Origin of the sequence: Oceanibium sediminis (assembly GCF_003265325.1) — a bacterium.
Lineage (GTDB): Bacteria > Pseudomonadota > Alphaproteobacteria > Rhodobacterales > Rhodobacteraceae > Halovulum > Halovulum sediminis.
This window is the reverse complement of sequence record NZ_QGNX01000013.1, coordinates 18,814-38,385: the sequence shown is the minus strand read 5'-3', so window position 1 is coordinate 38,385 and position 19,572 is coordinate 18,814. Positions and strand designations below refer to the sequence as shown.

Annotated in this window: 15 protein-coding genes; 14 read left to right on the top strand and 1 reads right to left on the bottom strand. The window is 62.8% G+C overall.

Features of this window, described 5'->3' with window-relative positions; all coding sequences use genetic code 11:
* Positions 1-245: 245 nt before the first annotated feature.
* On the bottom strand, positions 246-944 hold the full coding sequence (locus DJ029_RS19575) for a helix-turn-helix domain-containing protein (protein WP_112324182.1): 699 nt from the start codon (positions 942-944) through the stop codon (positions 246-248).
* A 286-nt stretch (positions 945-1,230) separates the two neighbouring features.
* Between DJ029_RS19575 and DJ029_RS22490 the strand changes: the two genes are divergently transcribed.
* The 14 genes from DJ029_RS22490 to DJ029_RS19505 all read left to right on the top strand — a co-directional run bounded on the left by DJ029_RS22490 (position 1,231) and on the right by DJ029_RS19505 (position 19,480).
* On the top strand, positions 1,231-3,957 hold the full coding sequence (locus DJ029_RS22490) for a nitrate/nitrite transporter (protein ID WP_112324181.1): 2,727 nt from the start codon (positions 1,231-1,233) through the stop codon (positions 3,955-3,957).
* Between the two features lie 64 nt (positions 3,958-4,021).
* On the top strand, positions 4,022-7,780 hold the full coding sequence (locus DJ029_RS19565; protein ID WP_112324180.1) for a nitrate reductase subunit alpha: 3,759 nt from the start codon (positions 4,022-4,024) through the stop codon (positions 7,778-7,780).
* Entirely contained in the window at positions 7,777-9,303 is a 1,527-nt protein-coding gene (gene narH / locus DJ029_RS19560; protein ID WP_112324179.1) for a nitrate reductase subunit beta, read from the top strand. The genes DJ029_RS19565 and narH overlap by 4 nt, the downstream gene beginning before the upstream one ends.
* A gap of 2 nt (positions 9,304-9,305) precedes the next feature.
* Positions 9,306-10,007 (top strand): nitrate reductase molybdenum cofactor assembly chaperone, encoded by a 702-nt coding sequence (gene narJ, locus DJ029_RS19555; RefSeq protein ID WP_112324185.1) that lies wholly within the window; start codon positions 9,306-9,308, stop codon positions 10,005-10,007.
* A gap of 1 nt (position 10,008) precedes the next feature.
* The gene (gene narI, locus DJ029_RS19550) at positions 10,009-10,794 is read left to right on the top strand and encodes a respiratory nitrate reductase subunit gamma (RefSeq protein WP_112324178.1); all 786 of its coding nucleotides are present in this window, start codon (positions 10,009-10,011) and stop codon (positions 10,792-10,794) included.
* 5 nt (positions 10,795-10,799) lie between these two features.
* Positions 10,800-11,594 (top strand): peptidylprolyl isomerase, encoded by a 795-nt coding sequence (locus DJ029_RS19545; RefSeq protein ID WP_112324177.1) that lies wholly within the window; start codon positions 10,800-10,802, stop codon positions 11,592-11,594.
* A 20-nt stretch (positions 11,595-11,614) separates the two neighbouring features.
* Entirely contained in the window at positions 11,615-12,184 is a 570-nt protein-coding gene (locus tag DJ029_RS19540; RefSeq protein WP_112324176.1) for a hemerythrin domain-containing protein, read from the top strand.
* On the top strand, positions 12,174-12,806 hold the full coding sequence (locus tag DJ029_RS19535) for a carbonic anhydrase (RefSeq protein WP_112324175.1): 633 nt from the start codon (positions 12,174-12,176) through the stop codon (positions 12,804-12,806). The genes DJ029_RS19540 and DJ029_RS19535 overlap by 11 nt, the downstream gene beginning before the upstream one ends.
* Positions 12,803-14,107, top strand: coding sequence for a molybdopterin molybdotransferase MoeA (locus tag DJ029_RS19530; RefSeq protein ID WP_112324174.1), 1,305 nt, complete (start codon positions 12,803-12,805; stop codon positions 14,105-14,107). The genes DJ029_RS19535 and DJ029_RS19530 overlap by 4 nt, the downstream gene beginning before the upstream one ends.
* A 183-nt stretch (positions 14,108-14,290) precedes the next feature.
* Positions 14,291-14,662, top strand: coding sequence for a Z1 domain-containing protein (locus tag DJ029_RS19525; protein WP_232823145.1), 372 nt, complete (start codon positions 14,291-14,293; stop codon positions 14,660-14,662).
* 346 nt (positions 14,663-15,008) lie between these two features.
* Positions 15,009-16,340 carry a trigger factor gene (gene tig / locus DJ029_RS19520; RefSeq protein WP_112324172.1) on the top strand — a complete coding sequence of 444 codons (1,332 nt, stop codon included), beginning with the start codon at positions 15,009-15,011 and terminating at the stop codon, positions 16,338-16,340.
* Between the two features lie 381 nt (positions 16,341-16,721).
* Entirely contained in the window at positions 16,722-17,342 is a 621-nt protein-coding gene (locus DJ029_RS19515; protein WP_112324171.1) for an ATP-dependent Clp protease proteolytic subunit, read from the top strand.
* 353 nt (positions 17,343-17,695) lie between these two features.
* Entirely contained in the window at positions 17,696-18,961 is a 1,266-nt protein-coding gene (gene clpX / locus DJ029_RS19510) for an ATP-dependent Clp protease ATP-binding subunit ClpX (protein WP_112324170.1), read from the top strand.
* Between the two features lie 135 nt (positions 18,962-19,096).
* Positions 19,097-19,480 carry a RidA family protein gene (locus DJ029_RS19505; protein ID WP_112324169.1) on the top strand — a complete coding sequence of 128 codons (384 nt, stop codon included), beginning with the start codon at positions 19,097-19,099 and terminating at the stop codon, positions 19,478-19,480.
* Positions 19,481-19,572 lie beyond the last annotated feature (92 nt).

The window sequence follows — 19,572 nt, the reverse complement described above, 5'->3', positions numbered from 1 at the left end:
TCAGGCGAATGCTGCTTCCGTTTCGACATCTCTGATCTCCTTCTCGTCGAAGATCAGCAGACAGCAAATCATAGCTTACGTCAGCGTCCGATTTTCGGGGGGCAGCTCAGTCGCCCGGACTCCTTTTCGGTCGGACGTCCAACATACGGGTAATCAGTCGCGGGCGCATCGGCAGGGGTGAAATACCGAGGGTTCGCCAGTCTTGCCGCTTGGCATCAGTGAGCGCCTCCCTACCGCCAAACCGCTCATTTCACGGGGTCGTCAATCAACGGATTGGGCTTTGCGAAACGTTCCAATTTCTTGCGGTCCTCGATCCTGACGCGTGTTCCATCGGCGACCACGCCATGGGATTGCAAGCCTTTGAATGCGCGGCTCAGATGCTCGGGCGTGATGCCGAGCACGGAAGCGAGCCGTCGCTTTTCGAAGCCGAGTTCGAACTCCGCTTCGCCGTCTGCGCGTATCTGGGACCGCAGCAGGTAGTTCGCGAGCCGCTCGGTGGAACTGCGCAGCTTTAGGTCCTTTTGCGCCTTGATCACCGAACGATAGCATTGGGCCAGTTCAGTGACGATTGCCCGGGCGAAGCCATCGTCGAGGCCGAAGATGACCCGGACCTCGTCGCTCGGGATCAGGGCGATCCGGCTCTTTTCCAACGTGCGGGCGGACATCAGGTAGGGCGCATCGCGGATTGTTGCCGCCAGAATGAAGGTCGAGATCGGACGCACCGTCGCCATGCTGGTTTCCCGGTCGTTCCAGTTCGAAAACAGATCGACCGAACCTGACAGGACGACATGCAGGAAGTCGCTGGGATCGCCTTCCGTGATCAATTCGATCTGGGGCGGAAAGGTCTGCACGAAAGCGCCCCGCATGAGAGCCTGGAAATGCTGCTCCGCCATGGCTTCGAACAGATGAAGCCCCCGAAGACCCTCGAATGCTGATTCGGGCATCAATCATTTTCCAATCTGCCGTTCCCGACACTTATGCCGGACTCGATTGATGAACATCAAGCCGTCGAATGATCCGTGTTCCCGCTTGCCTTGATATGGTCGTTCCACTTGGTTGATAAATGTGTGTAACCCATTCAAATATTTTAGAAATATAAGATTCCATGATCTGGATCAAACAATCTGAACGCGGCGCTTCCTACGGCTGGAGCACGTCCCGTCGGGATACGTGCAGCAGATGGAGCACGTCCCGTCGGGATACGTGCAGCAGACTTTCCGGAGAGCTACCATGCAGACCGAAGTCACGGCCTCACGCTCGGACCAGAAGCGAGCCCTGAGCCTGAGTACGATCGCCTTCACCGCCTGTTTCGCGGTCTGGACGATCTTTTCCATCATAGGAGTCGCCATAAAGGACGAGCTGGGACTGAACGATACGCAGTTCGGCCTGCTTGTCGCCACGCCGATCCTGACCGGTTCCGTCACCCGCCTGTTTCTTGGCGTCTGGACCGAGAAATACGGCGGGCGGTTGATATTTTCCGGCCAGATGATCCTGACGGCGCTGGCGACCTGGGCGCTGACCCTGGCGGACAGCTACGTCATGTACCTGATCGCGGCGCTTGGCATCGGTCTTGCGGGGGGCTCGTTCATCATCGGTGTCGCTTACGTGAGCCGCTGGTATGATGCGGGCCGCCAGGGGACGGCGCTGGGCATTTTCGGGGCCGGCAACGTGGGGGCGGCGGTCACCAAGTTCGTGGCTCCCTTCGTCATGGTTGCATATGGCTGGCACGGAGTGGCCTATGCTTGGGCGGCCGGCCTTGCCACCATCGGTGTGGTTTTCTTCCTGCTGGCCAAGGACGATCCGGAACTGGTCGAGCGGCGCAGGTCGGGGGCCAAGGCGCCCACTCTGGCCGAACAGTTCGCGCCGCTGAAGAAGCTGCAGGTCTGGCGATTCTCGCTTTACTACTTCTTCGTGTTTGGCGCCTTCGTGGCGCTCGCACTCTGGATGCCGCACTACCTTATTGACGTCTACGGGGTCGACGTGAAGACGGCGGGCATGGCGGCTGCTTCCTTCAGCCTTTCCGCCTCGCTTTTCCGCGCATACGGGGGCCATCTGAGTGACAAGTTCGGGGCGCGGCAGGTCATGTACTGGACCTTCGGATTTGCGCTGATCCTGCTGTTCATGCTGTCCTATCCGCCCACGGACTACGTGATTCAGGGTAAGGAAGGCCCGATCGCCTTCTCGACCTCGATGGGGTTCTGGCCGTTCATCGTCGTGCTGTTCACGCTCGGATTCTTCATGAGCCTCGGTAAGGCGGCAGTGTTCAAGCATATTCCCGTCTACTACCCCAACCACGTCGGCGCAGTGGGCGGCCTTGTGGGGATGATCGGCGGTCTGGGTGGTTTCGTGTTGCCGATCGTCTTCGGCGCCACGCTGGACCTGACCGGGATCTATACCTCGTGCTTCGCGATCCTGTTCATCCTTGTCGCGGTCGCGCTTGCCTGGATGCACCTGTCCATCCGCGCTATGGAGCGCGCGGCACATGGAACGGCGCTCGATGAGCTGCCGGGCCTTCCGGAATTGCAGGACATCCACGTTCCGGGCAAGACGGTCATGCCGCGCGTGCTGCAGGACTGGCGGCCCGAGGATGCGGATTTCTGGAACGAAAAGGGCAGGGCCATCGCCCGGCGCAACCTCTGGATCTCGATCCCGGCGCTGCTGTTGGCCTTTTCGGTTTGGATGGTCTGGTCGGTGGTCGTGGCGCGCCTGCCCGCCATCGGGTTCGACTTCACGCCGGGGCAGTTGTTCTGGCTGGCCGCGCTGCCGGGGCTGTCCGGGGCGACATTGCGGATCTTCTACAGCTTCATGGTGCCGATCTTCGGGGGGCGGCTGTGGACGACGCTTTCGACCGTCTCGCTTCTGCTGCCGGCTATGGGCATCGGCTATGCAGTGCAGAACCCCGATACGCCCTACCTGATCTTCCTGGTCCTCGCGCTTCTGTGCGGGTTCGGCGGCGGCAACTTCGCGTCCTCCATGGCCAATATCGGCTACTTCTTCCCCAAGGCCGAAAAGGGCAACGCGCTCGCGCTGAACGCGGGGCTCGGAAACCTGGGCGTGTCGGTCATGCAGTTCCTGGTGCCGATCGTCATTACGGCGGGGGTTTTCGGAGCCTTGGGTGGACAGCCGCAGACCATGTCGGATGGCGGAGAGCTGTGGATGCAGAACGCCGGCTTCGTCTGGGTGCCCTTCATCCTTGCCGCGACGGTTGCGGCCTGGGTTGGCATGAACGACATCGCCGACGCGCGGGCCAGTTTCGCGGATCAAGCGGTGATCTTTAGCCGCAAGCACAACTGGCTGATGTGCATCCTGTACACCGGAACCTTCGGCAGCTTCATCGGCTATTCCGCTGGCTTTCCGCTGCTGACGCGTCTGTCCTTCCCCGAGATCAACGCGCTCAACTATGTGTTCCTAGGGCCGCTTGTGGGGGCGCTGTCGCGCGCTGGAACCGGCTGGATCAGTGATCGCTTCGGCGGGGGCAGGGTGACCTTCTGGACTTTCGCGGCGATGATCGCGGCCACCTTCGGCGTGATCTTCTTCCTCGGCATCGGGTCCTTCGTCGGCTTCTTCGCCTGCTTCATGGCGCTGTTCTTCCTGACGGGGGTGGGCAATGCGTCCACGTTCCAGATGATCCCGGTGATCATGGGCCGCGAAGTGCCCCGCCTGATGCCGCATCTTGGCGTCGAGGAGCGCAAGCGCCAAATCGCCATGGAATCCGGCGCCATCACGGCCTTCACTTCTGCAATCGCGGCCTATGGTGCCTTCTTTATACCGAAGGCCTACGGAACATCCATCGCGATGACCGGATCGGCGGTGGGGGCGCTCTGGGCGTTCCTGCTGTTCTACACCCTTTGCGTGGTCATCACCTGGGTCGTCTACACCCGGCCCGGCGGCGGCCTGCTGCACGATCTTGAAAACCGGCACAACCCGCTGAGCAACGCGGCGCAGCCCGCCCAGTGAGCCGACCTGATTGTGGGGCGGCGCGACCCGCTGCCCGCATCCAGTAACCCGAAAGGACTGCATAATGAGCCACCTGCTCGACAGACTTAACTTCCTGCAAAGCAAGGAACTGGAGCAATTCTCGGACGGCTGGGGCCAGACAACCCGGGAGAGCCGAGCCTGGGAGGACACCTACAGAAACCGGTGGCGCCACGACAAGATCGTACGCTCGACACATGGCGTGAACTGCACCGGCTCGTGTTCTTGGAAGATCTACGTCAAATCCGGCATCGTCACCTGGGAGACGCAGCAGACCGACTATCCGCGCACCCGCGCCGGGCTGCCCAACCACGAACCGCGGGGCTGCGCGCGGGGGGCGTCCTACAGCTGGTATCTCTATTCCGCCAACCGCGTGAAGAACCCGCTCATCCGCGGCAGCCTTATGCGCGCATGGCGAAAGATGCGCGAAACGATGACGCCGGTGGCGGCGTGGGCCGCGATCCAGAACGATCCGATATTGCGCGCGCGCTACACCAAGACGCGGGGCAAGGGCGGCTTCGTGCGCGCATCCTGGGACGAGGCGACCGAGATCGTCGCCGCCGCGAACGCCTATACCGCGAAGACCTACGGCCCCGACCGCGTGTTCGGCTTCTCGCCGATCCCGGCCATGTCGATGGTCAGCTATGCCGCGGGATCGAGGTATCTGAGCCTGCTCGGTGGAACCTGCATGTCCTTCTATGACTGGTATTGCGATCTGCCGCCGGCCAGCCCGCAAACCTGGGGCGAGCAGACCGACGTACCTGAATCCGCGGACTGGTACAACGCGGGGTTCCTGATGCTCTGGGGCTCGAACGTCCCACAAACCCGCACGCCGGACGCGCATTTCTACACCGAGGTTCGCTATCGCGGCACCAAGTCCGCGGTGGTCAGCCCGGATTATTCCGAGGCGGCAAAATTCGGTGATATCTGGCTCAACCCCCAGGCCGGGACCGACGCGGCGCTTGCGATGGCCATGGGTCATGTCATCCTTCGAGAGTTCCACCTTGACCGCCAGGCCGAGTATTTCGAGGATTACGCCCGCAAATACACCGACATGCCCATGCTGGTGCGTCTGGATGAGAAGGACGGCAATCTCGTGCCGGGCCGGATGCTGCGCGCCGATGATTTCGACGACAAGCTGGGGGAATCCAACAACCCCGACTGGAAGACCGTCGCCTTTGACGAAACAAGCGGCCAGGTCGTGGCGCCCAACGGATCCATCGGTTTCCGCTGGGGCGAGGAGGGCAAGTGGAACCTCGAACAGCGCGCCGGCGAGGAGGAGGCCCAACTGCGCCTGAGCCAGATCGTGGAGGGCAATCACGACGAGATCGTGGGAGTCGATTTCCCATACTTCGGGGGCGCGGCCACGGGCGATTTCGTCAAATGCGACCACCCGGAGGTGCTGACCCGGAACATCCCCGCGCGGCGGGTCAAGCTGGCTGACGGCAAGGAGGCACTTGTGGCCACGGTGTTCGACCTGTTCTGCGCCAACTACGGCCTCGATCGGGGGCTGGGCGGGGACTGGGTGTCCGGTAATTTCGACGACGACAGCCCCTACACTCCGGCATGGGCCGAAAAGATCACCGGCGTCGCACGCGAGAAGATCATCGCGGTCGCGCGGGAGTTCGCCTCGAACGCCGAAAAGACGCATGGCAAATCCATGGTCATCCTCGGTGCGGGGCTGAACCACTGGTACCACATGGACATGAATTACCGCGGCATCATCAACATGCTGGTGATGTGCGGGTGCATCGGCCAGGAAGGCGGCGGCTGGTCCCATTACGTTGGCCAGGAAAAACTGCGCCCGCAGACCGGCTGGCAGCCGTTGGCCTTTGCGCTGGACTGGAACCGCCCGCCGCGGCACATGAACTCCACCTCCTGCTGGTATGCGCACACCGATCAGTGGCGCTACGAGACCTTGCGTGCAGGCGAGATCCTGTCACCCACCGCCCCCGAGGGTGACTGGGACATATCCCTGATCGACTACAACATCCGCGCTGAACGGATGGGATGGCTGCCCTCTGCACCGCAACTGAAGACCAACCCGCTGGAGGTATCCAAGGCCGCGATGAAGGCCGGCAAGGAGGTCAGGGACTACGTCGCCGAACAACTGAAGTCGGGCGAACTGGAAATGTCCTGCCAGGATCCGGACGCCCCGGAAAACTGGCCGCGCAACCTGTTCGTGTGGCGCTCGAACCTGCTGGGATCCTCCGGCAAGGGGCATGAGTATTTCCTCAAGCACCTTCTGGGCACCGATCACGGCGTGATGGGCAAAGACCTGGGCGAGGAAGGCGGCGTCATCCCGAAAGAGGCCGCCTGGCACGATGAGGCCCCGAAGGGCAAGCTTGACCTGCTTGTGACCATCGATTTCCGCATGTCCACGACGGCCGTCTACTCGGACATCGTTCTGCCGACGGCCAGTTGGTATGAGAAGGACGACCTGAACACCTCGGATATGCATCCCTTCATCCACCCGCTTCAGGCGGCCGTGGACCCGGCGTACGAGAGCAGGTCGGACTGGGACATCTTCAAGTCGATCGCGCGCAAGTTCTCGGACGTCGCGCCGGAGGTGCTGGGGGTGGAGACTGACATCGTCCAGCTGCCACTTCTGCACGATACCCCCGCAGAACTGGCCCAGGCAGAGGTCAAGGACTGGAAGAAGGGCGAATGCGAACTGATCCCCGGCAAGACCGCGCCAAACTACATCGCGGTCGAGCGGGACTATCCGAACCTCTACAAGAAGTTCACCTCTATCGGTCCGCTGCTGGAAAAGCTCGGCAACGGCGGCAAGGGCATCACCTGGGATACCAAGGTCGAGGTGGGGCACCTGCGTGACCTGAACGGCGAGGTACTGGACGAGGGGGTCTCGAAAGGGCAGCCGAAACTCGAAACCGCTATCGACGCGGCCGAGATGATCCTGATGCTGGCCCCTGAAACCAACGGCGAGGTGGCCGTGAAGGCCTGGGAAGAACTGGAGAAGCCGACCGGCCTGCACCACGCCCATCTTGCGGAGGGCGCGCATCATACGAAGATCCGCTTCCGCGACATCGCTGCGCAACCGCGCAAGATCATCTCGTCCCCCACCTGGTCGGGGATCGAAAGCGAAGAGGTCTGCTATAATGCCGGCTACACCAACGTTCACGAACTGATCCCGTGGCGAACGCTCTCCGGGCGCCAGCAACTCTACCAGGATCACCTGTGGATGCGGGCCTTTGGCGAGGGCTTCGTGGGATACCGCCCGCCGGTGGACCTCAAGACCATCACGGCGGCGGTCAACAACGACGCGGCCGAGGGCAGCCCCCATGTCGTGCTGAACTTCATCACGCCACACCAGAAATGGGGCATCCACAGCACCTATACCGACAACCTGCTGATGCTGACGCTGAACAGGGGGGGACCGGTCGTGTGGATGTCCGAGGTGGACGCGCAGAAGGCGGGCCTTGTCGATAACGACTGGGTCGAGGCCTACAACACAAACGGCGCGCTAACCGCCCGGGTGGTGGTGAGCCAGCGGATCAAGCAGGGTACGCTGTTCATGTACCACGCGCAGGAAAAGATTGTGAATACGCCCGGTTCCGAGAAGACCGGACACCGTGGCGGCATCCACAACTCGGTCACCCGCGCGACGCTGAAACCGACGCATATGATCGGCGGCTATGCCCAGTTGTCCTACGGGTTCAACTACTACGGCACAGTCGGCAGCAACCGCGACGAGTTCGTGATCGTGCGCAAGATGAAGAAGATCGACTGGCTCGACCAACCCGCAAGCCAGTCCGAAACCCAGAGCGTGGAGGCAGCGGAATGAGAGTTCGTGCGCAAATCGGCAAGGTCCTGAACCTCGACAAATGTATCGGGTGTCATACCTGCTCCGTCACCTGCAAGAACGTCTGGACCAGTCGCGACGGGGTCGAATACGCATGGTTCAACAACGTGGAGACCAAGCCCGGTACCGGCTATCCCACGGATTGGGAGAACCAGAAACGCTGGAACGGCGGCTGGGCGCGCTCTGCAAGCGGCAAGCTGCACCCGAAACAGGGATCCAAGTGGCGGATCCTGGCGAATATCTTCGCCAACCCCGCCATGCCCGAGATCGACGACTACTACGAGCCATTCGATTTCGACTACGACCACCTGAAATCGGCGCCGGACATGAACGCCTTTCCCACCGCACGCCCGCGCTCCAGGATCTCCGGCGAACGGATGGAAAAGATCGAGAAGGGCCCGAACTGGGAAGAGATTCTCGGCGGCGAATTCTCCAAGCGGTCGCAGGACTACAACTTCGAAAACGTGCAGAAGGAGATCTACGGGGAATACGAGAACACCTTCATGATGTATCTCCCCCGGCTGTGCGAGCACTGCCTCAACCCGACCTGCACCGCATCCTGCCCCTCCGGCGCGATCTACAAGCGCGAGGAGGACGGCATCGTCCTGATCGACCAGGAAAAATGCCGCGGCTGGCGGATGTGCATCTCGGGGTGTCCCTACAAGAAGGTTTACTACAATTGGGAAACCGGCAAATCCGAGAAATGCACCTTCTGCTATCCGCGCATCGAGTCCGGTCAGCCTACGGTCTGTTCGGAAACCTGCGTCGGGCGAATTCGCTACTTGGGCGTCATCCTTTACGACGCCGACAAGATCGAGGCCGCCGCGAGCGCTGAGCGCGAGACCGACCTCTACGGTGCGCAGCTTGACGTGTTCCTCGATCCCAACGACCCCGAGGTGATCGCCGCGGCCCGTCGCGACGGCGTGCCCGAGGATTGGATCGAAGCGGCGAAGGTCAGCCCGGTCTGGAAGATGGCGATGGACTGGAAAGTCGCCTTCCCGCTGCATCCCGAATACCGGACCCTGCCGATGGTATGGTACATCCCGCCGCTGTCGCCGATTCAGAACGCCGCCCAGGCGGGCCAGATCGCCATGAGCGACCAGATGCCAGATGTGCGCTCGTTGCGGATCCCGGTGAAGTACCTCGCCAACATGCTGACGGCCGGCGACGAGGATCCCATCGTACACGCGCTGGAACGCATGTCGGCGATGCGCCTCTACATGCGTGCGCTCAGCGTTGATGGCGTCAGGGACGAGGCGATCGCCGCCCGCGTCGGCATGTCTGGCCGGGTCATCGAGGACATGTACAAGATCATGGCGATTGCCGACTACGAGGATCGTTTCGCGATCCCTACGGCACATCGTGAACAGAATGAGCAGGGCGCCGACATTCGCGGCGGCTGCGGGTTCACCGACGGCAACGGTTGTTCCACCGGCGAGACGGGCAAGACCACCCTGTTCGGCGGCAGGAAGAAGACATTCGTCCTGCCGCAGGAGACGTTCTGATGATGGACCGCACACTCAAGGCACTGTCGCTGATCCTGAGCTATCCCTCGCGGGACCTGCAGCGCGCGATGCCTGAAATCGGGGCCGTGATCGGGGGCGATCCCCGCATTGCGCCCGACACGCAGGCGGCGCTGCAAGACCTGAGCGCCGAATTCGCGCGCGGCGACCTTTATGACCTTCAGGAAAGCTATGTGATGCTCTTCGATCGCTCGCGGACGTTGTCGCTGAACCTGTTCGAGCATGTCCACGGCGAAAGCCGGGACCGGGGCGGCGCCATGGTCAGCCTGATCGAGACCTACCGAGAGGGCGGCTTCGAGCCGGCCACGACCGAACTGCCGGACCACCTGCCGGTGCTGCTGGAGTTCCTGTCGACCCGTCCCAACGCGGAAGGGCGGGAAATCCTGGCGGACGCGGCGCATATCCTTCAGGCCCTCGGCGCCCGTCTTGACCGGCGCGAGAGTGGATATGCCGCCGCCTTCAACGCACTTCTCCAGCTTTCGGGCAGCGGAGCGGACGCAGAAGCGGTGGCCGAAATGTTGGCCCAGCCCGATGACGACCCGACCGACTTCGCGGCGCTAGACGCCGTCTGGGAGGAAACGGAAGTCACGTTCGGGCCGGATCCGAACGCCGGCTGTCCCCAGGTCCGCGACATGCTCGTGGCGATGGACAAGCCGGCCCCAAAACCTTGGAACAGGAGCGCGTGATATGTTCGGCGATTTCGACTTCAACTTCGTCATCTTCGGGGTCATGCCCTATGTCGCGCTGACGATTTTCCTCGTGGGTTCGGTCGTGCGCTATGAACGCGACCCCTTCACCTGGAAAAGCTCGTCAAGTCAGCTGTTGCGCCGCAAGCAACTGGTTTGGGGTTCCATCCTGTTTCACGTCGGGATCCTGACCGTGTTCTTCGGCCATCTCGTCGGCCTGTTCACACCGGTCTGGGTGCTCGACGCGCTGGGCGTTCCCTATGCGCTCAAGCAATGGATGGCCGTCCTGATCGGTGGCCCGGCGGGCATCGCGGCCCTGATCGGATCGACAATGCTGCTCCACCGCCGCCTCGTGGATCCGCGCATCCGGGTGACATCGACCTTTGCCGACATCCTGATCATGGCGCTGATCTGGCTACAGCTGGCGATCGGCCTGCTGACGATCACCCAGACGCTTCAACACATGGACGGCTCGGAGATGGTCCGCTTCATGACCTGGTCTCAAAGCGTGGTCAGTTGGAACGTCAACGCCTGGATCACCGTGGTTGACGTGCACTGGCTCTACAAGCTGCACATCTTCCTTGGCCTCATCATAACGGCGCTCTTTCCGTTCACGCGGCTTGTGCACATCTGGTCCGGCTTTGCCGCCCCCTTCCGCTACCTGCTGATGCGGCCCGGCTACCAGATCGTGCGCTCGCGTCGGCCCCGCCCGCTTGAAGAACGCCGCCGTGCCTTTGACAAGCTGCAAGCCGGGCGTGGCCCGTCCGGCACGACACCGGCGGAGTGAGGGCGATGACAGCTGCCCTTTTTCCCGAGGTAGTCGTGAACGGCGAGATCATCCCCTCGGCGGCGATCGCCGCCGAGGCGCAGAACCACAGTGCCCCAAAGGACAAGCCCGGTATCGCCTGGCGCAAGGCGGCGCAGGCGCTCACGATCCGGGCGCTGCTGTTGCAGGAGGCCCAGCGGCGCGGCCTGACGGCCGAACCCGAGGAACTATCACCGGGCCGGGTCGAGACCGAGGAGGAGGCGTTGATCCGCGTCCTACTGGACCAGGCACTGACCATCACGCCCGTCACAGAAGAGACGGTGCGTGAGGAATGGGCGAAGAACCCCGAGCGGTATCGTTCCGCGCCGCTTTGGGATGTCTCCCACATTCTTTGCGCCTGCGACCCGCGCGACGCAGAGGGGCGCACGGCTGCCGAGGCACGGGCCAATGCCATACTGGAAAAGCTGGATGGCGATGCAAAGGACTTCGCTAATGCCGCACGGGAAAGCGATTGCGGCTCGAAAGCATCCGGCGGGCATCTGGGCCAGCTTGGCCCGGGCGACACCGTGCCGGAATTCGAGGCCGCCCTCAGGGAATTGCCCGAGGACAGCATCAGCCCTGCGCCGGTGCTGTCGCGGCACGGCTGGCACATCATCCGGCTGAACGCCATCGCTTCGGGGCAGGTGCTGCCTTTCGAAACGGTCCGACCCAAGATTGCAGAGGCGCAGGAAAAGACCGCCTGGGCCCGCGCATCGCGGGAGTTCGTGGAAACGATCGCCAAAGGGGCAGAGATTAGCGGCACCTGCCTTGCGCCGATCTGATCCTTGCAAGGGGACGTGCCATGGAGCATCCGAATTCAGCACGACGCGGCAGCGGCCTTTGCCCGACCGACCTGGAACTGCTTGCGAGCCCGCTCGACTTCCTAAGCGAAGATCACCTGCGCGAGCGCCAGATCTGCACGATAATAGAGCAACTGGCGGCGGCCGATGCGCTTGACCGGCCATTGGCGCTGACCGTGCTGCGTTTCCTGAACGAGGAGTTGAACGTGCATATGCGCGACGAGGCCGAGGATCTGTTTCCCCTACTGTCGCGGCGCTGCACCGATGAGGACTCGATCGACAGCGCGATAAGCCGGATCAGAGCAGAACAGGATGAGGCGATGTGCCTCTTGCCCGAAACGCGCCTCGCCCTTGCCGCCAGTCTGGATACCGGGGCCGACCTGACCGCCGCGGGGCGCGCGGTGCTGAGCAGGTTTGCGAGGCGTGTGCGGCGCCATCTCGTTGCCGAGAACGCGATCCTGCTACCGATCGCCCGTGCGCGGCTGACCCCGGCCGATCAGCGCAAGCTGTCCGCGCAGATGCGCTCGCGTCGCGGGCTTCCCCCCTTTCGGGAGACATCCAATGCTGAATGACCTGCTGGCCCGCAACCGCGCGTGGTCGACCCAACGACACGCAGAAGAGCCGGACTATTTTACGCGTCTCGCCGCCCTTCAGGCGCCGGAGTTCTTCTGGATTGGCTGTTCGGACAGCCGGGTTCCAGCGAACGTGGTCGCCGGCCTCGATCCGGGCGAGGTTTTCGTCCATCGCAATGTCGCCAATATCGTGCATTCCTCGGACATGAACCTGTTGTCGGCGTTGGAATTCGCGGTCGATGCGCTGGCCGTGCGGGAAATCATCGTCTGTGGTCACTATGGCTGCGGCGGGGTCAGGGCCGCGACCGAGGACCTGCCGCATGGTCTGGCCGATCACTGGCTGGAACCCATCCGGCGCCTCGCCCGCGGTTACGCGGTCGATCTGCGGCGCGAACCGGACCTTGAGGCACAGCGCGACCGGCTGGCCGAATTGAACGTGATCGAAGGCGTCCGGCGCGTCTGCGAAACGCCAATCATTCAGAAGGCGTGGCGCCGCGCCGCCGACATCCGGGTGCATGGCCTGATTTACGGGCTGAAGGACGGTCGCCTGCGTGACCTCAATTGCTCTATCGGCCCCGGGCATTTCCAGACCAGCCAATCCCAGGAGGAAGCAGCACAATGACGATCCATCGATCCATCACTTCACCCGGCTGCGGCTGCGACGGGCAGGACATGCTGCATCCCTTGATCAGCATTGACGAGGCCCTGGCCCGCATGTTCGCCTGTGTGGCCCCGGTCGGCCGAACCCAGGCGGTGGCGCTGGACAGCGCCCTTGGCCGTGTCCTCTCAGATCCGGTCCGGGCCTTTTCCATGGTGCCGGCGTTCGACAATGCGGCGATGGATGGCTATGCAGTGGCCTCCACGTCTTTCGACGGGGACGGGCCTTGGGAGTTTCCCGTGGTCGCCCGTGTTCCCGCCGGAGAGGCAGCGACGTCCCCCATTTCCGGCAGGGTGGCGGCACGCATATTCACCGGAGCCCCAGTCCCGGAGGGGGCGGATGCAGTCGTAATGCAAGAGGATGTCATACGCGACGGTGGTATCATCCGCCTTCGCCGACGTCCGGCGCCGGGCCTCAATATCCGCCGCGCCGGGAGCGACATGGCCGAGCGTGCGATCGTCCTGGACAAGGGGTGCAGACTCGGGCCGCGGGAAATCGCCGCCTGCGCGGCAGCTGGTGCGGGCATCGTCAGGGTTCGCCGGCGGCTTCACGTGGCGCTTGTCGTGACCGGGGACGAGGTGCGCCGCGCGGGTACGCCAAGGGCCGCGGCCCAGATTTGGGATGTGAATACGCCCATGCTGACCGCAGCCCTTGCGACTGCCGGGGTGGAAATTGTCAGCATCGCTCATGGCGGCGACAGCCCGGCGGATCTTGTCCGGAAAATTGGCGACATGGCGGCGCTTGCGGACCTTGTCGTTACCACAGGGGGTATTTCCGTCGGGGAAGAGGATCACGTGAAGCCCGTATTCTCCGCATTGGGGGGCGAAACCATATTCAGTGGCGTTGCCCTGAAGCCTGGTAAGCCTGTGTCTTTCGGACGCATTGGTTCAACCTTCTGGCTCGGCCTGCCGGGCAACCCGCTCTCGGCCTTTGTCACATGGCAAGTCTTTGGCATGGCGTTGATCCGTGGTCTGTCCGGCGAAACGGCGCAGAGTCCGTCCCGGCGCCATGTCGTCACCTCTGCCGCCATCCGACGCAAGTCGGGCCGCTGCGAACTCAGGCTCGCAACGCTGGCCGGCTTCGACGCCCATGGCCGCGAGATCGTCACGTTCGAGGACGCCACCCATTCCGGGCGCGTCGGGGGCCTGTCCCTCGCGGACGGGCTGATGTTCCTGCCTGCTGATGCCGGGTACCTGCCCGCTGGCGCGCTTGTGGAATTCCAACCGTTCCAAGATGGCGCGGGCGCTACTTTTCCTAGCAGTTAGCAGGAAAACGTCACTTTCCGTTACAGCCAGCGGAGTGGATTCATTTCGCGGTACCGCCACCCGCCCAGCGTGGCGCATGCGATTATCGCGGTGTGTGCAGGGCGCACATGGCCGTGATCACAAGAAAATGATCATATCGATCAGCAGGAGGGCGCGTTCGCAAGCGCCGGGCAATGGTACCGAGTGGGTTACGAGGATCTCTGTCGCATCTGGACGCCCGTCGATGCAATCGACTGGTACACCCACATCGCCGAAGCCACCGACGAACTCCACCAGGAGCTGAAGAAGATGCAGAAGGCGAAAGCCACCCCGGCTGACTTCGGTCTTGCCGTGCGGAGCCATCCCACTTCGCTAATGGTCACGGCGCCGAACAAGATGGGGTCAGGCCAGAAGCACTTCATGATCGACTTGACCAACGCCTGGGTCGAGACGGCCAAGATCAGTGCGCGCCCCGATGGTCTTACCCGGAACGAGGAAGCCGCCGTTCGTTTCCTCAAGGCGCTCGAGGAAGCCCGGCATGAGCAACGCAATGCCGAGAAGGTCAATGGCGGCTAGAGTCCATTCTCATACAGCGGTTTCAGAATGTCTTCGTCCGAGTATCGCTTCCGAGCCTTATCCAGCCCCCCTTTTTTTATTCCCAGAATGCTGGCTCCGCCGCTGGGGGATAAGGACACGTTTCACCCCATTCTCCGCCGGAGCGTCGGCAAGCCGATTTAGCCAGGTTCTGAAGGAGAAAATCGGTTTGTCAGTTTGGGTGACAAACCAGTTATGTTTTTGACAAACTTTTGGGCTAAGTCTAAGGAGGCGCTCAATCTACGTGAGTTTTAGGTTCTGGTGGGCAAAGGCGTGGGGGGGCAAGTCCCTCCACCCGCACCAAAAACCAGATATGAGGACAAAGAGAATGCAGGTCACCGAGACCCAGAACGAAGGTTTGAAACGCGCCTACGCCATCACCGTGACGGCGGCGGAGCTCGAGGAGAAAGTGAACGCCAAGCTGGAAGAGGCCCGCAAGGACTTCCAGATGAAGGGCTTTCGCAAGGGCAAGGCGCCCGCCGCTCTGATGAAGAAGATGTTCGGCAAATCCGTCCTGGGCGAGGCGATGCAGGAAAGCATCGACGACGCCATGCGCACCCATTTCGAGGAATCGGGCGATCGCCCCGCGATGCAGCCCGACGTCAAGATGACGAACGACGAGTGGAAAGAGGGTGACGACGTCGAGGTCGCCATGACCTACGAAGCGCTGCCCGACGTCCCCGAAACCGACTTCTCCGGGATCGAGCTCGAAAAGCTCGTCGCCGAGATCGAGGACAGCGCCGTCGACGAGGCGCTCGAAAACCTCGCCAATTCCGCCAACCACTTCGAAGCCCGCCGCAAGGGTTCCAAGGCGAAGGACGGCGACCAGGTCGTGATCGACTTCCTCGGCAAGGTCGACGATGTCGCCTTCGAGGGCGGCGCCGCAGAGGATTTCCCGCTCGTACTCGGCTCGGGCCAGTTCATCCCCGGCTTCGAAGAGCAGCTGGTCGGCGCCAAGGCCGGTGAAGAGCTGAACGTGGAAGTCACCTTCCCCGAAGCTTACCAGGCCGAGAACCTCGCCGGGAAAGCCGCCGTGTTCGAAGTCACCGTGAAAGAGGTCAAGGAACCGAAGCCCGCGCCGATCGACGACGAGCTGGCGAAGAAATTCGGGATGGACGATCTCGACGCGCTGAAAGGCCAGATCAAGGAACGCCTGGGCGCGGAATACGCTGGCGCGGCGCGTGCAATCATGAAGCGCAAGCTGATGGACGCGCTTGACGAGGTGGTCAAGTTCGACCTGCCCCCGACCCTGGTCGAAACGGAGGCGAACCAGATCGCCCACCAGCTCTGGCACGAGGAAAACCCCGACGTGCAGGGCCATGACCACCCCGAGATCGAACCCACCGACGAACACAAGTCGCTCGCCGAACGCCGCGTGCGCCTCGGCCTGCTGCTGGCCGAAGTCGGCAACAAGGCCGAGATCACGGTCTCCGACGCCGAGTTGCAGCAGGCGATGATGGCCCAGGCCCGCCAGTACCCGGGCCAGGAACGCGCATTCTTCGAGTTCATCCAGAAGAACGAAGCCGCCCAGCAGCAGCTGCGCGCCCCGATCTTCGAGGACAAGGTCGTCGACTACATCGTCGAGCTTGCCAAGGTCACCGAAAAGACCGTCAGCAAGGACGAGCTGCAGAAAGCCGTGGAAGCCCTCGACGAGGACTGACACGGGACCGGACCAGGGACATGGCGCCAACAGGCCGCCGTGTCCCGCCGATGAAGGCGGCGCCCCCGATCACGGGACGCCGCCCGCCCCCCTCCAATGTCCCCAAATATCCCGGGGAGCGCGAGGGGCTGGCCCCTCGCTCCGCCGGCCGATCCATGGTGCAGCCGGCCCGGTCAGCCGGGCACGCCCCCTCAGGTGGCGCGCGGGCGCGGCCCGCATCGCGGACAATCCGCAAGAACCGCCGTCCCGTTTGCAAAGAATTATCCTTGCCGCGATAGCCTGCCGCCCTTGCAGCCGCCCGGCAGCGACACTATTCCTAAAGACAGTTATCAGGCGTGGCCGTTCACCGGCACAGCGCGCCCCGCAAAAAGGTCAGACCCCATGAACGACCCGCTTACACCGCTGACGAACTTCATCATCCCCACGGTGGATGAGACCACGGCGCGCGGCTCCATCCGCTACGACATCTTCTCGCGCCTGCTGAAAGAGCGGATCATCTTCATCTCCGGGCCCGTCCATGACGAGATGGCGACGGTGATCGTCGCCCAGCTCCTGTTCCTCGAGGCGGAAAACCCCAAGAAGGAAATCGCGATGTACATCAACAGCCCCGGTGGCATCGTCACCTCGGGCCTGTCGATCTACGACACGATGCAGTACATCCGCCCGAAGATTTCCACCGTCTGCATCGGGCAGGCCGCCTCCATGGGCTCGCTGCTGCTGGCGGCGGGCGAACCGGGGATGCGCCTGGCGCTGCCCAATGCGCGGATCATGCTGCACCAGCCCTCGGGCGGGTACCAGGGTCAGGCGACCGACATCATGATTCACGCCCGTGAGACGCAGGCGCTGAAGCACCGGCTGAATGAAATTTACGTGAAGCATACTGGCCAGACCATCGAAGCAGTCGAGCAGGCGCTCGACCGGGACAACTTCATGACGGTGGAGAGCGCGAAGGAATGGGGCATCATCGACAAGGTTGTCGAGAATCGCACCGAGGAAAGCTGATCGGAAGCGTTGCGCCGTGTCGCGCATTTGCGCCCGGCGGCACAACGCATCGCTAACCGGTGCGGCGTAGAATTGCGCGGGCACGCCCGCCGGTCGGCGCGAATTTACAGACCGGCGGCGGCCCTGTAGACGGTAACCCCTGATTCAGGGACGTGCAGGTACATACGACAGGCACGGCAGGAAAAGGTGGCCATGTTCACGCGCACCAACAATCTATTTTTTGGCCAATCATACGACCACGCCTTGTCATTCTTTGACTCACGTTGCCTAATGCAACGGTGTGACAATGGGATGACTCGGGACACCAAAGCTTACGGGTCAGGCTGCGGCCTGTTGCGGCCCAGGAGGAAAGCATGAGCAAATCAGGCGGCGGCGAGAGCAAGAACACCCTTTATTGTTCGTTCTGCGGCAAGAGCCAGCATGAGGTGCGCAAGCTGATTGCGGGCCCCACCGTGTTCATCTGCGACGAATGCGTCGAGCTGTGCATGGACATCATCCGGGAGGAGACGAAGAGCAATCTCGTCAAATCCTCCGAAGGGGTGCCGACCCCGCAAGAAATCTGCGCGGTCCTTGACGATTACGTGATCGGGCAGGAAACCGCCAAGCGGGTCCTGTCGGTGGCGGTGCACAACCACTACAAGCGCCTCAACCACGCGTCCAAGAACCCCGAAGTCGAGCTGTCGAAATCCAACATCATGCTGATCGGCCCCACGGGCTGCGGCAAGACGCTGCTGGCGCAGACGCTGGCGCGCATCCTGGACGTGCCCTTTACCATGGCGGACGCCACCACGCTGACCGAAGCCGGTTATGTGGGTGAGGACGTGGAAAACATCATCCTGAAGCTGCTGCAATCCGCGGAATACAACGTGGAGCGCGCGCAGCGCGGCATCGTCTACATTGACGAGGTCGACAAGATCTCGCGCAAGTCCGACAATCCCTCCATCACCCGCGACGTCTCGGGGGAGGGGGTGCAGCAAGCGCTTCTGAAGATCATGGAAGGCACCGTGGCCAGCGTGCCGCCCCAGGGCGGGCGCAAACATCCGCAGCAGGAATTCCTGCAGGTGGACACGACCAACATCCTGTTCATCTGCGGCGGCGCCTTCGCCGGGCTCGACAAGATCATCAGCCAGCGCAACAAGGGCTCTGCCATGGGCTTCGGCGCCGACGTCAAGGATGAGGAAGGCCGGCGCGTGGGCGAGGTCTTCCAAGAACTGGAACCCGAGGACCTGCTGAAATTCGGCCTGATCCCCGAGTTCGTGGGCCGTCTGCCGGTGATCGCAACGCTCAACGACCTGGACGAGGAAGCGCTGGTCATCATCCTGACCAAGCCCAAGAACGCGCTGGTGAAACAGTACCAGCGCCTGTTCGAGATGGAAGACGTCCAGCTCACATTCACGGACGAGGCGCTGAAGGCCATCGCCAAGCGCGCGATCGAGCGCAAGACCGGCGCTCGGGGCCTGCGCTCGATCCTGGAAGAAGTGCTGCTCGACACGATGTTCGAGATCCCGGCCCTTCAGGGCGTGCAGGAAGTCGTCGTCAACGAAGACGCGATCAACCGCGAGGGCGAGCCCCTGCTGATCTATGCCGACGCCAAGAAAGAGCCCGCCTCCGCCGGGTAAGGCAATGGGCTAACACGGCGTCTTGTTATCGGGCGTGACCGGGATGCCGGTCACGCCTTTTTTCTTATGCGCGCCCCGCGCCCGGCGAAGACACGGGCAGGGGGCGGCGCCTCTCAGAGCAACAGGGGAACACGCATGAAGCGACGCCACATCACCAGCGGTTCACGTTTCGAGGAAGACGCCGCCTATTCCCGCTCGGTCGTGTCCGGCGACTGGGTCTTCGTGTCAGGCACCACGGGCATGGACTACGCGACGATGACGCTGGCCGACGGGGTGGTCGGCCAGGCGGAGCAGACGCTCAGGAACATCTCCGATGCGCTGGCCGAGGCGGGGGCGACGCTGAACGACGTGGTGCGGGTCACCTATATCCTGCCGGACCGCGCGGACTTCCCGGCGATCTGGCCCGTGCTGCGCCGCGCCTTCGAGGCGGCCCGCCCCGCGGCCACGATGATCGAGGCGGGTCTGATCGCCCCCGCCATGAAGATCGAGATCGAAGTGACCGCCCATTTGCAGCGCTGAATCCGCCGCCCGCACATTTGACGGCCCGAGGTACTGGACCTTGCCACGGCGGGGGCCTACAAACGGGGAAACACGGGACCCGGACGGCGAGA

Coding starts and splice junctions, on each gene's coding strand:
- DJ029_RS19575 (WP_112324182.1), bottom strand. CDS start 944: ATGCCCGAATCAGCATTCGAGGGTCTTCGGGGGCTTCATCTGTTCGAA.
- DJ029_RS22490 (WP_112324181.1), top strand. CDS start 1,231: ATGCAGACCGAAGTCACGGCCTCACGCTCGGACCAGAAGCGAGCCCTG.
- DJ029_RS19565 (WP_112324180.1), top strand. CDS start 4,022: ATGAGCCACCTGCTCGACAGACTTAACTTCCTGCAAAGCAAGGAACTG.
- narH (WP_112324179.1), top strand. CDS start 7,777: ATGAGAGTTCGTGCGCAAATCGGCAAGGTCCTGAACCTCGACAAATGT.
- narJ (WP_112324185.1), top strand. CDS start 9,306: ATGGACCGCACACTCAAGGCACTGTCGCTGATCCTGAGCTATCCCTCG.
- narI (WP_112324178.1), top strand. CDS start 10,009: ATGTTCGGCGATTTCGACTTCAACTTCGTCATCTTCGGGGTCATGCCC.
- DJ029_RS19545 (WP_112324177.1), top strand. CDS start 10,800: ATGACAGCTGCCCTTTTTCCCGAGGTAGTCGTGAACGGCGAGATCATC.
- DJ029_RS19540 (WP_112324176.1), top strand. CDS start 11,615: ATGGAGCATCCGAATTCAGCACGACGCGGCAGCGGCCTTTGCCCGACC.
- DJ029_RS19535 (WP_112324175.1), top strand. CDS start 12,174: ATGCTGAATGACCTGCTGGCCCGCAACCGCGCGTGGTCGACCCAACGA.
- DJ029_RS19530 (WP_112324174.1), top strand. CDS start 12,803: ATGACGATCCATCGATCCATCACTTCACCCGGCTGCGGCTGCGACGGG.
- tig (WP_112324172.1), top strand. CDS start 15,009: ATGCAGGTCACCGAGACCCAGAACGAAGGTTTGAAACGCGCCTACGCC.
- DJ029_RS19515 (WP_112324171.1), top strand. CDS start 16,722: ATGAACGACCCGCTTACACCGCTGACGAACTTCATCATCCCCACGGTG.
- clpX (WP_112324170.1), top strand. CDS start 17,696: ATGAGCAAATCAGGCGGCGGCGAGAGCAAGAACACCCTTTATTGTTCG.
- DJ029_RS19505 (WP_112324169.1), top strand. CDS start 19,097: ATGAAGCGACGCCACATCACCAGCGGTTCACGTTTCGAGGAAGACGCC.